We start from the raw sequence: 18,004 nt of genomic DNA, 5'->3' as shown, positions 1-18,004 counted from the left end.
TATATTATTTAGTAGAATTCATTAAACTCAATGTATAACTATAGCTGTATTTAGGAGCTCTAAGTAAATATTGCGAATGCGGATAAGCACCCCAGCTTGTATCGCCTCCTACTCCGCGTTGTGCTAAATCGACATGTACATATACCTTGTCTTGCGGTTTCACATCATTAGTATGACGTTGATTTTTGGCTTTTCCAGGATCTAAAGATTCTGTCGAAACATTTAAAGTACTAAATCCTAAAGTCTGTTCCCCGGTAATTTTCAATCCTAAACCTTTGCTGTTTTGCAAAGAAAACCAACGTGTATCTGTTTTATAACCACATTCCTGTGGACGAATGTATTCCCATACAAACTGATTTGCTACTTTGTCTTCATAAGTCCCCACGAAAGAAGCCGTTTTTCTATCGGAATAATTTTCTAAGGGCCCACGACCGTAGTAACTTAAATTCTCAAAAGCACCCGGAAGTTCTACTCGCATCCCAAAGCGTGGCAATTCCGGTAAATTTTTATCAGTCATATCAATGCTGGCTGTGACTTTAATTTCGCCATTATTCTGGATCAGATAATTCACTGTGTAAGGCGCATTGGCTCCAGCTAAAACATATTGAACGTCAATAGGTAATCCTGAATCGGTTTGTTTCCCTACCGTAACCGATTGTACTTCCGGATTCAAATGAGCATCTTTCCAAATGGCTAATTTCTCCGGCATTTTGTTTCCAAAATCATTATCTGTTGGTGCTCTCCAGAAATAAGGCGTTGGGAAATGTGTGATAATTTCAGCATTTTCAGCTTTAAAATTATAGCTTTTAATTTCTCCTTTAGCCAAATCAAAAGTACCGGCAATTGTTTTAGTCTCAAAAGACAAAACAGCACCTTTTTTCCTGATTTTTAATTCCTTCTTTTTAGCTACTTCGGCTGATTTTTCTGCAAAGAAATTTCCTTTTCCAATAGCAAATTGCTCTCTGGCAATTTCATGATTCGCCGGAACTAAATCTGTTGCGGTTTTTGTAAAAGCATACACATTCAGGAAAAATTCTCCGGTCTCAGTCAAGGCTTCAATTGGCAAATCCAGCGTTGTACTTTTCTCAGGAGCGCAATCAACATTGAATGTTTTCTCCTGGATTACCTGACCGTTTTTAATCAATTCAAATTTGAACTGATATTGATTTAAGTTCGTATAATGAAAAATATTCTTGATTGTCAATTGGTTTGTCTCCTTTAAACTAAACAAAATATCCTGATATACTTTTTTCACTTCTGCTAATCCCGGATGTGGCATTCTATTGGCACTCACCAAACCATTGGCACAAAAGTTATCATCATTTTGCAAATCTTCCCCTCCTAAATCACCTCCGTATGCATAGAAGACGGTTCCGTTTTCGTCCTGAGTTTTAATACCCTGATCCACCCAGTCCCAGATAAATCCACCCTGCATGTGCGGACTGCTGTTGATGATATCGAAATATTCCTGAAAATTTCCGTTAGAATTTCCCATCGCATGTGAGTATTCACACATAATAAAAGGTCTGGGTTTATCTGCAGCTGCATATTCTTTCATGTATTTGATACTTGGGTACATTGGCGCCACAATATCTGTATTTGGGTTTTCTTTAGATTGTTCAAATTGTACCGGTCTCGAAGTATCTCTGTTTTTCAACCATTTGTAAGCTTCATAAAAAACAGGACCATTAGCACATTCGTTACCCATTGACCAAATAATAATCGAAGGATGATTTTTATCAGCTTCTAACATACGCTTAATGCGATCCAAATGCGCAGGAGCCCATGCCGGAACATATGCCGGATGAATATTTTCGTCTAATGATTTTTGCCCATCAACTCCCATTCCATGCGTTTCAATATTAGCCTCGTCTACTAAATACATACCATACTCATCACATAATTCATATAAATACGGGTCATGCGGATAATGACTCATTCTGATAGCATTGATGTTATTTTGTTTCATCAATTCCAAGTCTCTGCGCATCGTTGGTCTGTCAGGTGCATGTCCTTTGGTTTCATGATGATCGTGAATGTTTACGCCACGCACTAACATTACTTTTCCGTTAACCAAAAGTTGGGCATTTTTAATTTCCACTTTTCTAAAACCTGCTTTGCGATAAATCACTGAATTTTCGGCAGGATTAGCAGTTTCTAATTTGATAATATAACTGTACAAATAAGGCGTTTCTGAACTCCATTTATTCACGTTATTAATCGCCGAACTAAAAACAACTTCCTTAGTTGCATTGGTCACATTCTTCGTTTCACTGTACACTTTTTTGCCTTGAGCATCTAATAAAGTCAAACTTAGATTAGCATTTTTAATTTTATTTTGCTGAAATGCTCTTAACTGAACAGTTGTTTTAAAAAGCCCATTGGTATAATTCTCGTCCAAATCGGCATTTACAAAATAATCCCAAATAGTCAATTTAGGAGTCGCTTGCAAATAAACATCTCGCTCAATACCGCTCAGTCTCCAGAAATCCTGATCTTCTAAATAACTTCCGTCGTGCCAGCGAAACACTTGTACCGCCAAAAGATTTTCTCCTTTTTGTAAAAAGGAAGTGACGTCAAATTCGGCTGCTGTTTTGGAAGCTTTGGTCATCCCCACTTCTTTGCCATTTAAAAATATGCGTGCATATCCCGAAATAGAATTGAAATGTAAAAGCACTTCTTTGCCCGACCAGTTTTCCGGCACTGTGAATGTTTTACGGTAACTCCCTACCGGATTGTAAGTGTTGTCTACAAAAGGGGGATTCTTTGGAAAAGGATACACAATATTGGTGTAAATAGGAATATCATAACCTTCCATTTCCCAGTTTGAAGGTACCGGAATATTTTTCCAGCTTTTATCATCTAAGTCTGCTTTGTAAAAATCCAGCGGACGATCGGCTGGTTTTTTAACAATGTTAAACTTCCAATCGCCATTTAAACTTTGATAATAAGCCGATGCTTCCGGTTCATTTTTAGTCGCCATAGCTTCATTTTGATACAAAACAAAAGTAGCTCTCCCTGCTTCTTTGTTTCTGTCAACGATAGTTGGGTTTTCCCATTCATTTTGTTGCTGTTGTGCCGAAACTAACTGCACAGCTACCAGCAACGCTAACATAATTTTTCTTTTCATTCTCTTATTTTTAGTGGTTTTTAGTGTTCTTTTTATTATTATCTGTTCCTAATTAAAGGCATTTTTTTTAATTCCAAAACCTGAACCGGTTGTGGTGCTACCTTTGCCAATCCTTCTCCGTCGGTTTGAGTAACGTTTTGAGAAAAAATATGTAATTGTTTTTTGGTTGCCCAAAGTTCTTTATCAAAATTAGGTTCCCATTGTCCTACCGAATTTGGGCTAATATCTTTTAATTGCCATTGTTTCTGTTTCAAATTGGCATAAGCCAAGGTAATTTTATTGGCTCTTTCTTCATCCCGATACAGTAAATACAACATCGATTTATGTACTAAAATCTCCGGACGGGAAATAGGGATTCTTTTCGTTCCTCCTCCGCCTAAAGCAAATTTTTTATGATGAAAATCAGTATTGATTAAATTCCACTTTCCTTCTTTGAGATACACTACTTTGTATTGTGGCACCCCGTCATTATCCCAATAACTGGCAATATAAGCATTACCATTTTCATCAACAGTCATTGAAGTCTGATTGATTAAACTACTGTTTGGAGATACTTCCCAGGCAATTTCAGCAGTAGCTTTGGTTATTGGTAATTGGTATTTTTCTCCGGTTGATTTTTGCCAGGTGTGTCCGCCATCAGCTGAAAAAGCATAGCAAATATCGTGATTTGTCGAAACATCCCAGCTTTCTCTCCAAACCCAGGAAATATAAATCCCTTTTTCGCCTACGCAAATTTGCCAATAAGCAGAACGCTGATTTTCGCCATCAATTAAATTATTTTGTAACGCAGTCCATTTTTGAGTTTCAACATCATACACTTTCATAATCATATTTCCTCTTCCCGAAGCTCCGGAACGATAACAAAACAATAATTTCCCATTGGGTAAATTATGGAATTCCGGATAGGTTACCTTAGCTTCATCCGTTCCGGTCATTGGCAATTCTTTTCCTAATTCGAGACTATACGGCTGTGTGCTTCTTGCATATCGCAAATGGGTATCATGATGATCCCAGCTTACATGTAAAAACCCTTTACTATCTATAGCAATGCTTATATCATTATGCGCATCTTTTACATTTCCAGCATAGGAAGTAACCACTACATCCCATTTTTGAGAATTCAGTTTACGCTTTGCCAGAACCATTTTTCCTTCCGGATTGTAATAAGCAGTGTATTGAATTCCTTTAAAAGTAGTGAGTGCTTTATTTCTAAAAATCACTGTATTTACAGAGTTATTACTCCAGCCCAAACCAATGTCGCTTACTTTAGTATTTATCTGCGCCAAAATTACAGCAGGAAAAAAAAGAATCACTAAAAGTAAGCCCTTAACAATGACTGCTACTTTATTACAATACATCTTCATATTTCTATTTTTTAGAAAATCTTATTTTCAATATCCAAAACCCTATTTTAGAATAAAATAGCAAATCTATTTTTTTTCAATATTATTTTTATGGACTAAATAACAAATGTATGTACAACACTAACAAAAACAAACCAGCACCTACCAGTTTATGATTTTATCTACCAGATGTAAACAGTAATAGTTGTTGAAAAAAGTATTGATAAAAAAAGAAGTTCAAAACCATACTACTACATACCGGTTATTTATTTATATTTATACCCTCACATTTTTATTATGAAAATAATATCTATCAATAAAAGGCAGAATTTACCAAAATACAAACAAATTATCCTGTCTATTGAAATATCAATAGCCGAAAAACGTCTAAAAAGAGGAGATAAACTGCCTTCTGTAAACAAAGTATCACTGGAATTCGGAATTTCCAGAGATACCGTTTTACTGGCTTATGACGAACTTAAAAAAAGAGGAATTATTTATGCTATTTTAGGCAAAGGCTATTATGTAAAAAGTGAGGACTTTAGTTTTGAGCAACGTATTTTTTTATTGTTTGATGAATTGAACGCCTTTAAAGAAGACCTTTACAATTCATTTCTGGAAACCATCAACAGAAATGCGCAAATTGATATTTTTTTCCACTATTTCAACCCGGAAGTTTTTAAAAAACTCATTCATGATAACAATGGCAATTATTCTAAATACATTATCATGCCTACCAATTTAGTTAATGCCGCTGCGATTATCAAAACATTACCTCCACAAGACGTATTAATTCTGGATCAGACTAATGCAGAATTAAAAAACTATCCATCCATACATCAAAATCACGCTAAAGACACTTTTAATGCTCTGGAGTCCGGTAAAGATAAAATTAAAAAATACCAAAAATTAATCTTGATTTTTTCCAGTTACAAACAACCTGTAGGAATGAAAGAAGGATTCATCGATTTTTGCAACAAACATGAATTTCATTACGATATCATTTCAAATTTTGAGCAAAACGAAATACAATCTGGCGATCTTTACCTCATTCCTGACGACCGTCATCTGGTAAATGTTATTGAGCAGGCCAAGGAGCAAAAACTAGTTATAGGCAAAGATTTGGGAATCATTTCCTACAACGATACTCCTTTAAAAAAAGTAGTAGCCGACGGAATAACTACTATTTCAACTGATTTTAAAGAAATGGGATGTGTTCTGGCCGAATTGATCTTAAAACAAAGCAAAGAACAAATTGAGAATAAAAGCAGCCTGATTATGAGGAGTTCTTTGTAATAAAAAATATTTAAAGTTTTTTTATGCTAAAAAAACCTCGAAATCCTATCGCATTTCGAGGTTTTAGTACCTTTTTTATTTAATAGTGGTTTGAAAAAACAGAGAACTGATGAAAATTATTTACTTTTAGGTTCTTTAAGCATCATGAATTTTCTGATTTCAACATCTGAAATCTCAGGGTTTGCACCTTCCTGTCCGGCAACCAAAGCACCTACTGCACAAGCATAGTTTAATGCTTTTTGAGGTGATTTCCCTTTGAGCAATTTCATAGTTAATGACGCTAAAAAAGAATCTCCGGCACCTACTGTATCCACCACTTTTATAAAGTAACCACTGTTATAATAGAACTTTGCATCATAATACAATACCGCTCCAAATTCTCCTTTGGTTACACAAATGTGTCTGGCTTTTGTTTTCTCAGCTATAAATTTAATATTTTGTTCGAAAGAATTGTATGGAGAATCTAGTTCCCGACTTATTTCTCGTAATTCATCATCATTCAATTTGATAAAATCAGCTTTTGACATTAGCTCGATAAGCACTTCGGTAGTATAATAAGGAGCTCTCAGGTTGGCATCCAGTATTTTGTATTTTGCAACATCTAACAGAGCATACAAAGTTGTTCTTGAGACTTCATCTCTGCAAATCAAACTCCCAAAAACGAATGCATCTGCTTTTGAAACTAATTCTATCATTTCATCGGTCAGTTGGATTTTATCCCAAGCTGAAGGATACATAATATCATAAGAGGCATTTCCTTTTTCGTTAATCATGACATTAACCACACCGGTTTTGTAATCAGCTCCTTCCTGAATAAATTGAGTATCGCTCTGATGGTCTTGAATAAATTCTTTGATATCGGAACCATTTTCATCTACTCCCACCCGACTGATCATTGTGGTTTGAATGCCAAATGAATTCAATCGAACCGCCACATTCAAAGGTGCTCCTCCAATTTTTTTGTGTGTAGGGAAGACATCCCAAAGCACCTCTCCAAAACAAACTGCATTAAGTTTTTTTCCGTTGTTCATTTCCATTCTGTTTTTTAATATTATTTAGGTTGGCTAAGCTTCAAATTACTAATTGTAGCATTTTGTCCTTCAGTAATAATTCCCCATTTATACTTGTCTCTTCCATAAACACGATTCGTCAAAGCTACTTTTCCATCAATATATAGCACTACTACACTGCCTTCTGTAACAACTTCAACATCATATTTGACATTTACTTGACATCCAAATGGAATTCTGGTTGTTTCCTGTGAAGCTGAATTATATCCAATGATAGCATTTTTTGTAGCATCTAAAACGATTTTATAATAACTCCCTGTATTATTTGTATGAAAAACAAATCCAACACTACCACTTGTATTAGTTAAAGTAAGTTCCGCATTTATTTTAGCTCTTTTACCAACAGGCTTAAAACTTACCATAGCTTTATTGGTAGTGCTACTCAAATTATAACTACCATCATTTACAGTAACAGCTCCTAAAGTAGCATCGACCTCAACATTAGTATTTTTAGAAAAGAAGCTTTTTACTGCTTGAGGTGCCTGAGTACCTAAAGTTCCATCCGGATTTTGGGTTAATTGATGGATTACCATATTTCCGGCCCAATCTTTATTGCCTAAATCAGTTTCTGGAGTTTTTCTGGCATTCCAACCAAAAACATATCTTTTATTTCCATCTGAAGCTGTTTTTCCGGCATAAAAATATTCCCCATCAATTCTGTCATTTTGTGGCGTTGTCCAAGGACCATTAATAGAGGTTGCCATTTTATAATGTGTCCCTTTGTTAGAACTCCAATTTTCAGAAAACATTAAATACCAATAACCTCCCATTTTAAAAACATCTGCACATTCCATCATCAAATAATTTTCTTCTTGAGTAGTTGTATAAATAGGTGCCTGAACATCCCAAATTCCTGAAGCTGGATTAGCAGTTGTAAAATGCAACAATACCGCTTTCCTGCCTGGTTCCGTTTGTGTACTTACTAACATCGAATATTTACCCATATCTTCATTGTAAAAAACATGCGGATCTCTAAAATCATAATCATAATACCCAGCAAGTGCCGTAATTTTAAAAGAAGATATTTTTGTCCAGGTTTTTAAATCTGAACTTGTGGCACACAATACACTTTCTCTTGCGTTTGATTGTAGAAAAGAAGCGATTCCATTATGACCCGTATAATAAAAGTAGTAAAGATTACCAACTTTAACAACAGAACCTGTCCCTACAGCAAAATCTGCTTCGGTAGTTGTTCCATAAGGAATGACTTGCCCTTCATAACTGAAATGAGCCAAATCAGTACTTTGAAATTCATGAATATCATGGAATCCTTTTCCTGTTGGTTTATTTATGGCATCATGGAGAAAGTAAATATGGAATTTTCCATTGTCAAAAAACGGCATGATATCACCGGTATAACCTGCACTGTAATAGGGTTCACTTCCTCCTCCAATCCATAGTGATGGCGGTATTGGGAAAATATTGCCTATTTCCGATTCTCCACCCGAAACAGAACCTCCAATGTATCTATCATCCTGACTACAAGACAATAACGAAAAGAAAATGGAAGCTATTGTAATTATATTTCTATAGTTCATTTTTTTTGATTTTAAAGGAGTTAATTTCCAGCTAAATAATTGATGCTGTTTTGTGTCAACAGTTTAATATTACCAATAAATTCATTGGCCTGACTAGGAACTCCGCTACCGTTAGTTTCATTGTACCAATCATAAGCTCCCATCGAGATTACTATTACATTTTTATTGGTTCCAGTGTTTGGAAATTCAGCAATTGTTACTCTTCCGTCAAGCGAATTATCCCAAGCTTCACTGGCTAAATTAGTCCCGCCAGTTTGATTTCTCCAACCTTCTCCGTTACCGTAGCCTCCCCATTCTGGCAGAAACCACCATGCGGTATGATTTAATCTAAAAGTATCACTTTGTAATAAATTAGCTTTTCCAGATTCATAAGTAACTAAGCCTTGAAAAACAGGATGGTTTTCATGTCCTACGAATGACATTCCCCATGAATTTCCATCTACAAATCCATTTGGAAGAAAATCTCCAAAAACATTATTCGGTCCTTTTCCCGCAGGAACTATTCCTAAAGCATCTACATATTGAGAGGCAAAAGAAGTCAGTAATAAGTTTCCTCCATTTGTTCTAAAACTCTTTAAAGCATTTGTTACGGCTGGATTAAAAGCCACAGCAGGTAAGTTTGTTGCCGAATCAAAATGCCACCAAATTACATCCACGTTGCTTAAATCAGTACCATTTAAAACACTGCCAAAAGAGATGTATCTGGCTCCGGTAAAATTATCAAACAGCCAGTTGACAGCGGTAATTTCGTCCATATTAGTAATTGCTGATCTTGTTGCAGCAGTTCCTAAAAAAGCTACAGTCAAACCACTATTAGGGACTCCGGCATTGGCAGTATAGTTTACTGATTTTCCGTTGGCTGTAATTACAAAAGTTACTGTATTAGAAAAATCAATTGTAGTTCCTGATGGTGGCGAAATAGAAACGCCTTGTGTTAATTCTATAACAGGTTGTAACGCAGTAAGATCTGTATTTTCAGGTAATGTCATTGTAATCGTTTTACTGATATCGTTGATGGTTGCCGCTACATTATTGATTTTAAAGCTTTTTATCGGACTTAAAACTGTAACATTTACAGTATAATCTTTGTACAAATTACCATTTACAACTCTAAATTTTAATGGATTTGTAAAATTAATAGCCGAGTTTAAATTTAAATTAGATGTTGCTCCTTCCTCTAAAATAATTTCAGGATTTACCGCTGTAATATCGGTACCATAAGGCAATATTACTGCAATTGTAGCTGTTTTTTGATCGATAGTTCCGGTAACTCCCTTTATTTTAAAGGAAGTTACATTAGAAGGTGAATCAACAGCAAGACCATTATTATCAAAATTATCTTCGCAGGCAGAAATCATAAAAATCAATGCCAGTATCAAAGACCATTTTGTCCAGTTTTTATATATAAAATTTTTCATGTTGGTTTTCGTAAATAAATTAATAATCCAGATTTTGTTTGTACAATCCCTGACTGAAATTAATTTGCTTCAACGGAATTGGGCAATATTCTTCCTTATTGGCATCAAAAAAAGCATCTTGGTAATAAGCTCTTTTTGTTTTTTCTTCAGTATAAAAGGCATTCATCACTTCATCAGTAACACCCCAACGAACCAGATCAAAAAAACGACTTCCTTCCATCGCTAATTCTAAACGACGTTCCCAACGCAAGGCTTTACGGGCAAATTCCTGTGTCCAGTTGCAATTAGTTCCATCTACATAAGTATTGATTTTAAAGTTGTTCACATACGGAAGTCTTCCTGTACTTTGCGCCGCTCTTTCTCTAATCTCATTGATTAATGGTAAAGCTTCTGATTGTCTTCCTAATTCAATCAAGGCTTCAGCACGCATCAGAATCACATCTGCATAACGAATTTGGATTCTGTTTTTTGAATTTCCGTAGAAAGGATCGATGTTAACTACACAGCTACAATTGGGTGCTACATTTTCTTTTAACGAAGCATAATAACCGTAAGTTCCCGGAGAACGTACCCAGGCTTCTACATATAAAAACTCCGGATCATATTTATACGGTAATCCCGGCATGGCAACGGTATGATACAATCTTGGATCTACAGTAGTAGCATCTAAATTTTTATAATCAAAATCGGCATCATTATAAGTATCAAACTCTGGCAAACCATTAACTCCGGTTTTAAAAGCGTTAACTAAGTTTTGACTTGGTTTGTGAAAATCACAACAGCCTAAGCCCTGAGGAGTCGATAATACATCGGAGAAATTTAATCGTCCGTATAAGGTACCGTCATTATCCGAAAACTGAATGGAGAAAATAGATTCTGCACCGTTTTCAAATGTTCCCGGTAAAAAGTTATTCGCAAAATCAGGTTCTAAACTTGCTTTTCCAATTACCTTATCCGTTGCTGCAATTACTTCTTCTAAATGTTGTGTATTTGTTCCTGTAACGGTATAGGTTTCATCCTGAGTATAGGCTTGATATAAACGTGTTTTTGCTAAATAGGCATAAGCCGCTTTTTGTGTAGCACGCCCCACTTGTGGTTGTGTTTCCGGTAAATCATTGGCTGCGGCTTGAAAATCTTCGGCAATTTTATTCCAAAGTTCCTCGTTTGAAAATTCTTTGTTTGAAATGGTTTTATAATTTTCTACAGGAATATCTTCAGTAATATAAGGTACGTTTCGGAACATAATTTTTAGCATAAAATAAAAATGTCCTCTTAAAAAACGCATCTCAGCCATACGTGTTTTTTTCAATGGATAATCTGCTTCCGAAATTTGTTCCAATGCTTTCAATGCTTTATTAGCTCTTGAGACTCCAACATAACTGATGTACCAAAAATTGTCCAATTCGCCAAAATCAGGCCGGATATTATTGGATACTTCAAAAAAGTGAAAAGTCTGAATATCGTTAGTTCCACTACCTCCTTTGTAAGCATCGTCAGAGCGAACATTTCCAAAAGGCCACAAACTATAAGGTGAATCATAATGATCGTTTCCTAATTGTGCATAAGCCGCATTCATAAAACCTTCTACCGATTCTGGTGTTACAATATCAGCTTCTGACAATACACCACGAGGGTCGTTTTCCAGAAAATCCGAGCAGGAAACAAATACTCCCAACACTAAAATTCCTATTATATATACTATCTTTTTCATGTTTTTCGATTTAATCTTTTTATTAAAATGTAAAATTAAGACCAGCTGTAAAAGTGGTAGGCTGCGGATATCCAAAACCGGCATTTTCAGGATCTACACCTGTGAAGTTTTTAGCATCAAGGATTAATAAATTTTGCCCACTGATGTAAAATCTAAAAGTTTCTAAACTTAATTTTTCCAATAACCCTTTTGGAAAACTATATCCAAACTGTAAAACACGCAGTTTAACATAACTCCCATTCTCTACAAAATAAGTAGAGAATCTCGATTCGGCATTTCTATCTACAGTTGTTAATGCCGGAATAGTAGAATTTGGATTATCTAAAGACCAAGCATTTAGCAAACGGGTTCCTTTGTTTGATCCAACATCATCTACACTCCAAAAATCAGTTTGATATTTAGTATTATTAATCACATCAACATTCGCCGTTCCTTCCCAAAAAGTAGAAAAATCAAAATTTTTATAACCTAATCCTAAATTAAATCCATAAATCAAACCTGGATTTGGATTTCCTATCCAAGTACGATCCTTATCTGTAATCACTCCGTCTCCATTTAAATCTCTGTAACGAATACGTCCCAGACCTTTCCCTTCCTGATCAGCCCAAAGATCAACTTCATCCTGGCTTTTAAATAAACCATCAGCAACATAACCGTACATGGAATTTATTGGACGTCCTAAAATATTGTCTTCTAATCCGTCTCCTCCATAATTATTCTTTACTTCTGTTGGCAATTGTGTGATTTTATTTTTATTACCTGAAATATTAGCAGAGATGTCATATTTCAATCCGAATGATGTTTCATCATTATATCCTAAAGAAACTTCCCATCCTTTATTTTCCATAGATGCTCCGTTTACCCAACGATTTCCTCCTTCACCAATTACCCCTAAATAAGGTGGCAGAACCAAAATATCTTCTGTTTTTTTGATGTAATAATCAACTGAACCACTTAATTTTTGATTGAATAATCCAAAATCTAAACCAATGTTAGTTTGAGTAGTCGTTTCCCATTTTAAATCGTCATTTCCCGATTGAGTTGCAATAAAACCCGAAGGAAGTAATCCATTTCCGTTTCCGGCAATGTCGTAAGCCGTTCCAAAAGACGTTGCCCATGTAGGACTTCCACCAGCATAACTAGCTAAATAAAGAGAGTAAACAGCAGTATTACTAATTTCCTGATTTCCTGTTTGTCCCCATCCTGCTCTTAATTTTAAATCAGAGAAAACAGGAACATTGTTTTTGATAAAATTCTCATTACTTATTCTCCAACCTGCGGAAACAGCTGGAAATACTCCAAATTGATTGTTTTTTCCAAAACGAGACGAGCCATCTCTACGAATTGTAGCCGAAAGTAAATAACGATTATCGAACTCATAATCAGCTTTTCCGAAATAAGACAATAGAGAATAAGCTGTTGAAGTTCCGCTGGTAAAAGATTCTCCAGTACCGGCATCTGGATACATATAATCAGGAGTTTCAATTAAAAAATCATTTTTACGCAAACCTATATTGTCAAATGTTTCTTTGTACATTTCCGTTCCTGCCATCAAATTCAAATTGCTTTTTCCAAAATTCAAACTATAAATAGCGGTATTTGTCCAGGTCCATTTATCACTAACGGATTGATCGATGCTTACTGATGTCTGGTCATTTTGCAAATAACCTGATTGGTAACTTCTTTGTAAAGTACGTTTTTTGAAAAAACCATAATCAATACCAAAACTAGTTTTGATGTGTAAGTTTTTAACTAGCTCTAAATCGGCATACATGTTTCCAAAAAGACGTAAAAAATCGTATTTATTGTCTTTATTGTATTCTAAAAGTCGCACTGGATTTTGTCTGTCATTCATTCCACCTACTGGTCCACCCCAGCCTTTTCCGTCAACAGTACGAACAGGAATAATTGGCAAAGCACGAAGAGCAGGATCTAAAACACCAGGATCAGTAACTTCGTTAGTACGATTGAAGCTAAAATTTTCGCCAATAACTAATTTGCCATCAAAATATTTATACGAACCATTCATTCTGGCAGTAATTCTTTCAAAATCGGTAGTTTTAACAACACCCTGGTTGCCATAATATCCTAAGGAAAAAACATAACTCCCTTTATCTGATGCGTTTGAAACCGATAAATCATAAGAATTGGCTACACCAGTTTGTGAAACTTCATCATACCAATTGGTGTTAGATGCTTTTATTGTTTGATTTGCATCTAAATATTCTGGAACCAAAACCGTATTTAATTGTGGTTTATTATCTACTACAGACCAATCAAACTGGTATCGTAAATTATTATTGTTTGGGTTTAATCCATCATTAATATTGGCTTGCCATAAGGCTTGTCCAAATTGATTTGAATTCAGAACATTCAGTTTTCTGGAATAATCAGAAAAAGAAGTATAAGCGTTAAAATTAATTCTCATTTTACCTGCTTTCCCTTTTTTGGTTGTAATGATTATTACTCCATTTGAAGCTCGAGATCCATAAATACTCGCTGATGAAGCATCTTTTAAAACCTGAATCGTTTCAATATCATTCGGATTCAATTCGTGCATTCCCGATTTTGTTGGCATTCCATCAATTACATAAAGAGGATCGGTATTATTCAGGGTTCCTACTCCACGAATAACTACTCTAGTGTTTCCTCCACTAGGAGAACCGTCCGATGAAACTTTAACCCCGGCAATTCTTCCTTGTAAAGCTTTAATCGGGTTAGGTTCCGGTTGTTTCATAACCTCTTTCATATCTACAACCGCAACAGCTCCTGTAATATCGGCCTTCTTTTGTTTTGAGTATCCGGTAACCACAACTTCGTTTAGCTTATTATCATCTACTTGCAAGCTTATATTGAATGTTTTTTGATTTTTAACTAAAATCGATTGAGATCCATAACCTACATAAGAAACTACAATTGTTGCATCTGGATTTACTTTTGATAATGTAAATACTCCATCCAGATCAGTGGTTGTACTTATGGAAGTTCCAGAAATAAGTACAGTGGCTCCTGGAAGTGGCATTCCGTCATCAGACGAAATTACCGTTCCTTTGATTCCGCCTTCCTGAGCAGATAATAGCAACACTGGAAAGAAGAAAAACAGAAAATAAATAATTTTACTTTTCATAAGTTAATAGTTTTGGTTTTTAGTTTATATTTAATTGGTTAATTACAAGATTATTCAATTCTATTCCTTGATTTGAAGAAACAGAAAGTGTTGTAAATGGCTGATTAGGAAAAAAGAGTTCCGTAATTACTTTTTCGCCATTGTTATAGAAAATTTCAATAGATGTTTTATCCAAAATAATTTTAAAAGCAGCTTCTTTTTGATTTCCGTCTAAAATTGCTTTGGTAATTGCAGCAGCAAATTTTTCGGAGAAATCAATTTTTCCGGATTTTGTTCTATCTAAAAACAAATAATGATCTGAATTATTAATTCCGAAAGTCAAAGACTCACCAGCAGCGTTTGAAAGCGTAAAAGTATAAGTGTGTTGTTGCAGATTTTTTAAATTGAAATTGATAATCGCCTGGGTTAAATCAATTTTCCCTGCTTCTGGAATAGAAAGTTTCCCTTTTCCATTTAAGCTTTTTACCTTGATTGTTTTAGAAATATATTTGTCGATTTCTCTCACCGGATTACTAACCAGACTATACTCATTTCCTTTTTTGACCAATTGAATTGCACGGGCAATTGTGGTGCTGCTTCTCCATGCATTAGTAGGCACATCTTGGGCATAATCCCAATTTGACATCCATCCTATAAATAATCGCCGCCCGTCCGTACTTGGAATATTATTCCATGTTACACCAGCATAATTGTCTTTTCCGTAATCGATCCAAACGGCTTTCTGCTGTTCTACTTTTTTAGCAAAATTTGAGTCTAATGTAAAAGTCGTTCCGTCAAAATCTCCAATAAAATATTGTGTTCCGGAACCTCCATTAGCCCCGCCTGGATTTAAGCTCTGAATTAAAACCCATTTTGTTTCATTTGAACCTTCCACTTCCATTTGAAAAAAATCAGGACATTCCCAAACTCCGCCATGAGCACCAATATTTTTTCCAAACTCAGACAAATATTTCCAACTCTTCAAATTTTCAGAAGAATAAAACTGAGTTCTGTCCTGTGCCGCCAGAGCCATAATCCATTGCTTGTGGGTTTCATCCCAGGTTACTTTTGGATCACGAAAATCACGAATTCCCGGATTTTTCAAGACAGGATTTCCTTTCTCAAATTTCTGCCATGTAAAACCATTGTCATTCGAAAAAGCGATATCCTGCTGCTCCACATCAATCTTATTTTCTTTTTCCTTTGTCATATCATGCAAAGTATAAATAGCCACAATGGGAGCTGATTTCCCAATACCTAATTCTGAAGTATTATTGATGTCAACTACAGCACTTCCTGAAAAAATGTATTTGTCTTTATCCGGGTAAATTGCAATGGGCTGTTCTTCCCATTTAATCAAGTCTTTACTAGTGGCATGTCCCCAGTGCATTGGTCCCCATTTATTTCCATCAGGATAATATTGATAGTATAAATGATATTGTCCATCAGCATAAAACATTCCGTTAGGATCATTCATCCAACCTGTCTTTGGAGTATAATGAAAATTAGGGCGGTACATTTGTTCTTCTACAGATGATATAGTAGTGGTCGTTTGTGCAATAGCCAAAAAAGGTTTGCAACCTACTATTAAAAGCAAGAAAATACTACTAAAGATTAGCTGGAGATGTTTCATTGATTTCATTTTTATTAATATTTTTGTTAATTAGTTTTTTACTTAATTCTTCTAACGAAATACCCTTGGTTTCGGGCATCATAAATAGCACAAACAGTAATTGAAATACCATCATGACAGCAAAGAACAAAAACACAATTCCGGCACCTATGGTTGAAAACAATATAGGAACTAAAGATGGTACAACTGCTGCTAACACCCAATGAACAGAACTGCCAAATGATTGTCCGGTGCTTCGTAAGTGGTTAGGAAATATTTCTGAAATAAATACCCAAATCACAGTCCCTTGTCCAATAGCATGAGCGGCAATAAACAAAAACAAGAATACCGGCATTAGTTCCCCGTTCCAACCAAAAAAGAAGGTAGCAGAAACCAGACTTAAAGAGATAATATATCCAAAAGAACAAATCAGCATTAATTGCTTTCTCCCTAATTTATCTATTAAAATAACACCTAATAGTGTAAAGAGCATATTGGTCACACCTATACCAATACTGCTTAATAAAGCAGTACTCTCTCCCAGACCAGCTTCCTGAAAAATTCTTGGAGCGTAATATAATAAGGCATTAATACCGGATAGCTGATTAAAAAAAGCAATTAAAAATGCCAGAATTAGAGGAAATCTATATTTCTTAAGAAAAATGTTTTCGTTAGACACCGTGTTTTCCATCTCCTGCTTAATCTCTAACATTAGCTTTTCCGGATTCTGATCAGGATTGATTTTTTGCAGCATCTTTATGGCTTCATCTTTTCTGAATTTGGTAAGTAACCATCGTGGACTTTTTGGGATTGTAAATGCAAAAACTGTATAAATAGCAGCAGGTATCGCTTCTATTCCCACCATCCAGCGCCAGGCATTCTCTCCAATATCATTTAAAAGATAATTAGATAAAAAAGCAATTAAAATCCCAAATACAATATTAAATTGGTAAAGCCCTACCAGTTTACCTCTGTCTTTGGCTGGTGCAATTTCTGAAATATATGCTGGTGCCGCAATTGTAGATGCCCCTACTCCTAAACCTCCTATGAATCTAAAAAAAGCAAAAGTCCAGGGATCGTTAGCTAATCCGGAACCTATTGCAGAGATAGTGTATAAAACTCCTATCCATATTAATGTATTTTTACGCCCTATTCTATTAGTAGGGATTCCTCCAAAAAAAGCACCAATAACAGTACCCCAAAGCGCCATTCCTATCACTACAATACCATGAAACACATCTGAAGTACTCCATAATAATTGTAATTTTTTTTCGGCTCCTGATATTACTACAGTATCAAAACCAAATAAGAAACCTGCTAAAGCTGCAGTAATAGACCAGATTAATATCTTTTTCATTTTCAAAAATTATTAAATTAAATTTTGTAACCGTTGTAACCACTTTATCTTTTACAGTATTCCTTATTAAACCAAAAAAGAAATACCGCTGTAATAAACCCGATTACTATTGTATTCCTCAGATTATGTTATTAAGTATGTACCAAATGTATTATTTAACATTCGCACAACCTTTTCATAATGTATCTATTAACTCTAAAATGGTTTCATTTAATTAATTAATTGATTTTCAGTAATTTAAATTTGTTTTTTGAAAAATATTTTAATCAGTGTTTCGAAAAAGTTACATTTACTTTCAATATCGAAACATGACTGTATTCGAAAAAAAAGACTATCTGTAAAAAAGAGAAAGATTATATACACATTCTGTTTTTTTTATCTCAAAATATTAATTTTTCAGCATCAGAATTAATTCTAAATGTT

The 18,004-nt window shown here is 35.0% G+C and carries 10 protein-coding genes; 1 reads left to right on the top strand and 9 read right to left on the bottom strand.

The window, feature by feature from the left end; all coding sequences use genetic code 11:
• Window positions 1–4: 4 nt before the first annotated feature.
• Entirely contained in the window at window positions 5–3,130 is a 3,126-nt protein-coding gene (locus ABS764_RS09825) for a glycoside hydrolase family 2 TIM barrel-domain containing protein (RefSeq protein WP_408081617.1), read from the bottom strand.
• A gap of 38 nt (window positions 3,131–3,168) precedes the next feature.
• Window positions 3,169–4,494 carry a BNR repeat-containing protein gene (locus tag ABS764_RS09820; RefSeq protein WP_408081616.1) on the bottom strand — a complete coding sequence of 442 codons (1,326 nt, stop codon included), beginning with the start codon at window positions 4,492–4,494 and terminating at the stop codon, window positions 3,169–3,171.
• Between the two features lie 276 nt (window positions 4,495–4,770).
• Here ABS764_RS09820 and ABS764_RS09815 point away from each other — a divergent pair, with 276 nt between their 5' ends.
• The gene (locus ABS764_RS09815) at window positions 4,771–5,769 is read left to right on the top strand and encodes a GntR family transcriptional regulator (protein WP_408081615.1); all 999 of its coding nucleotides are present in this window, start codon (window positions 4,771–4,773) and stop codon (window positions 5,767–5,769) included.
• 116 nt (window positions 5,770–5,885) lie between these two features.
• Here ABS764_RS09815 and ABS764_RS09810 read toward each other — a convergent pair whose 3' ends face one another.
• Genes ABS764_RS09810 through ABS764_RS09780 form a run of 7 tightly spaced genes read right to left on the bottom strand, consistent with a single transcriptional unit; the run spans window position 5,886 to window position 17,581 of the window.
• Window positions 5,886–6,800 carry a carbohydrate kinase family protein gene (locus ABS764_RS09810; protein ID WP_408081614.1) on the bottom strand — a complete coding sequence of 305 codons (915 nt, stop codon included), beginning with the start codon at window positions 6,798–6,800 and terminating at the stop codon, window positions 5,886–5,888.
• 20 nt (window positions 6,801–6,820) lie between these two features.
• Window positions 6,821–8,377, bottom strand: a complete 1,557-nt coding sequence (locus ABS764_RS09805; protein WP_408081613.1) for a family 43 glycosylhydrolase — start codon at window positions 8,375–8,377, stop codon at window positions 6,821–6,823.
• Window positions 8,378–8,397: 20 nt separating this feature from the next.
• On the bottom strand, window positions 8,398–9,795 hold the full coding sequence (locus ABS764_RS09800) for a DUF4960 domain-containing protein (RefSeq protein WP_408081612.1): 1,398 nt from the start codon (window positions 9,793–9,795) through the stop codon (window positions 8,398–8,400).
• A gap of 19 nt (window positions 9,796–9,814) precedes the next feature.
• Window positions 9,815–11,506, bottom strand: coding sequence for a RagB/SusD family nutrient uptake outer membrane protein (locus ABS764_RS09795; RefSeq protein ID WP_408081611.1), 1,692 nt, complete (start codon window positions 11,504–11,506; stop codon window positions 9,815–9,817).
• A 22-nt stretch (window positions 11,507–11,528) separates the two neighbouring features.
• Entirely contained in the window at window positions 11,529–14,633 is a 3,105-nt protein-coding gene (locus tag ABS764_RS09790; protein WP_408081610.1) for a SusC/RagA family TonB-linked outer membrane protein, read from the bottom strand.
• A 19-nt stretch (window positions 14,634–14,652) separates the two neighbouring features.
• Window positions 14,653–16,245, bottom strand: coding sequence for a glycoside hydrolase family 32 protein (locus tag ABS764_RS09785; protein ID WP_408081609.1), 1,593 nt, complete (start codon window positions 16,243–16,245; stop codon window positions 14,653–14,655).
• Window positions 16,220–17,581 carry a sugar porter family MFS transporter gene (locus ABS764_RS09780; protein ID WP_408081608.1) on the bottom strand — a complete coding sequence of 454 codons (1,362 nt, stop codon included), beginning with the start codon at window positions 17,579–17,581 and terminating at the stop codon, window positions 16,220–16,222. Before ABS764_RS09780 ends, ABS764_RS09785 begins: the two co-directional genes overlap by 26 nt.
• Between the last annotated feature and the right edge of the window lie 423 nt (window positions 17,582–18,004).

It is taken from the genome of Flavobacterium plantiphilum, from assembly GCF_046000495.1.
GTDB lineage: Bacteria > Bacteroidota > Bacteroidia > Flavobacteriales > Flavobacteriaceae > Flavobacterium > Flavobacterium plantiphilum.
This window is presented reverse-complemented; position numbering and strand designations above follow the sequence as displayed.

What these genes read in the sequence shown, in the direction of transcription:
- ABS764_RS09815 (WP_408081615.1), top strand. Translation starts at nt 4,771, where the DNA reads ATGAAAATAATATCTATCAATAAAAGGCAGAATTTACCAAAATACAAA.
- ABS764_RS09795 (WP_408081611.1), bottom strand. Translation starts at nt 11,506, where the DNA reads ATGAAAAAGATAGTATATATAATAGGAATTTTAGTGTTGGGAGTATTT.
- ABS764_RS09800 (WP_408081612.1), bottom strand. Translation starts at nt 9,795, where the DNA reads ATGAAAAATTTTATATATAAAAACTGGACAAAATGGTCTTTGATACTG.
- ABS764_RS09780 (WP_408081608.1), bottom strand. Translation starts at nt 17,581, where the DNA reads ATGAAAAAGATATTAATCTGGTCTATTACTGCAGCTTTAGCAGGTTTC.
- ABS764_RS09785 (WP_408081609.1), bottom strand. Translation starts at nt 16,245, where the DNA reads ATGAAACATCTCCAGCTAATCTTTAGTAGTATTTTCTTGCTTTTAATA.
- ABS764_RS09790 (WP_408081610.1), bottom strand. Translation starts at nt 14,633, where the DNA reads ATGAAAAGTAAAATTATTTATTTTCTGTTTTTCTTCTTTCCAGTGTTG.
- ABS764_RS09805 (WP_408081613.1), bottom strand. Translation starts at nt 8,377, where the DNA reads ATGAACTATAGAAATATAATTACAATAGCTTCCATTTTCTTTTCGTTA.
- ABS764_RS09820 (WP_408081616.1), bottom strand. Translation starts at nt 4,494, where the DNA reads ATGAAGATGTATTGTAATAAAGTAGCAGTCATTGTTAAGGGCTTACTT.
- ABS764_RS09825 (WP_408081617.1), bottom strand. Translation starts at nt 3,130, where the DNA reads ATGAAAAGAAAAATTATGTTAGCGTTGCTGGTAGCTGTGCAGTTAGTT.
- ABS764_RS09810 (WP_408081614.1), bottom strand. Translation starts at nt 6,800, where the DNA reads ATGAACAACGGAAAAAAACTTAATGCAGTTTGTTTTGGAGAGGTGCTT.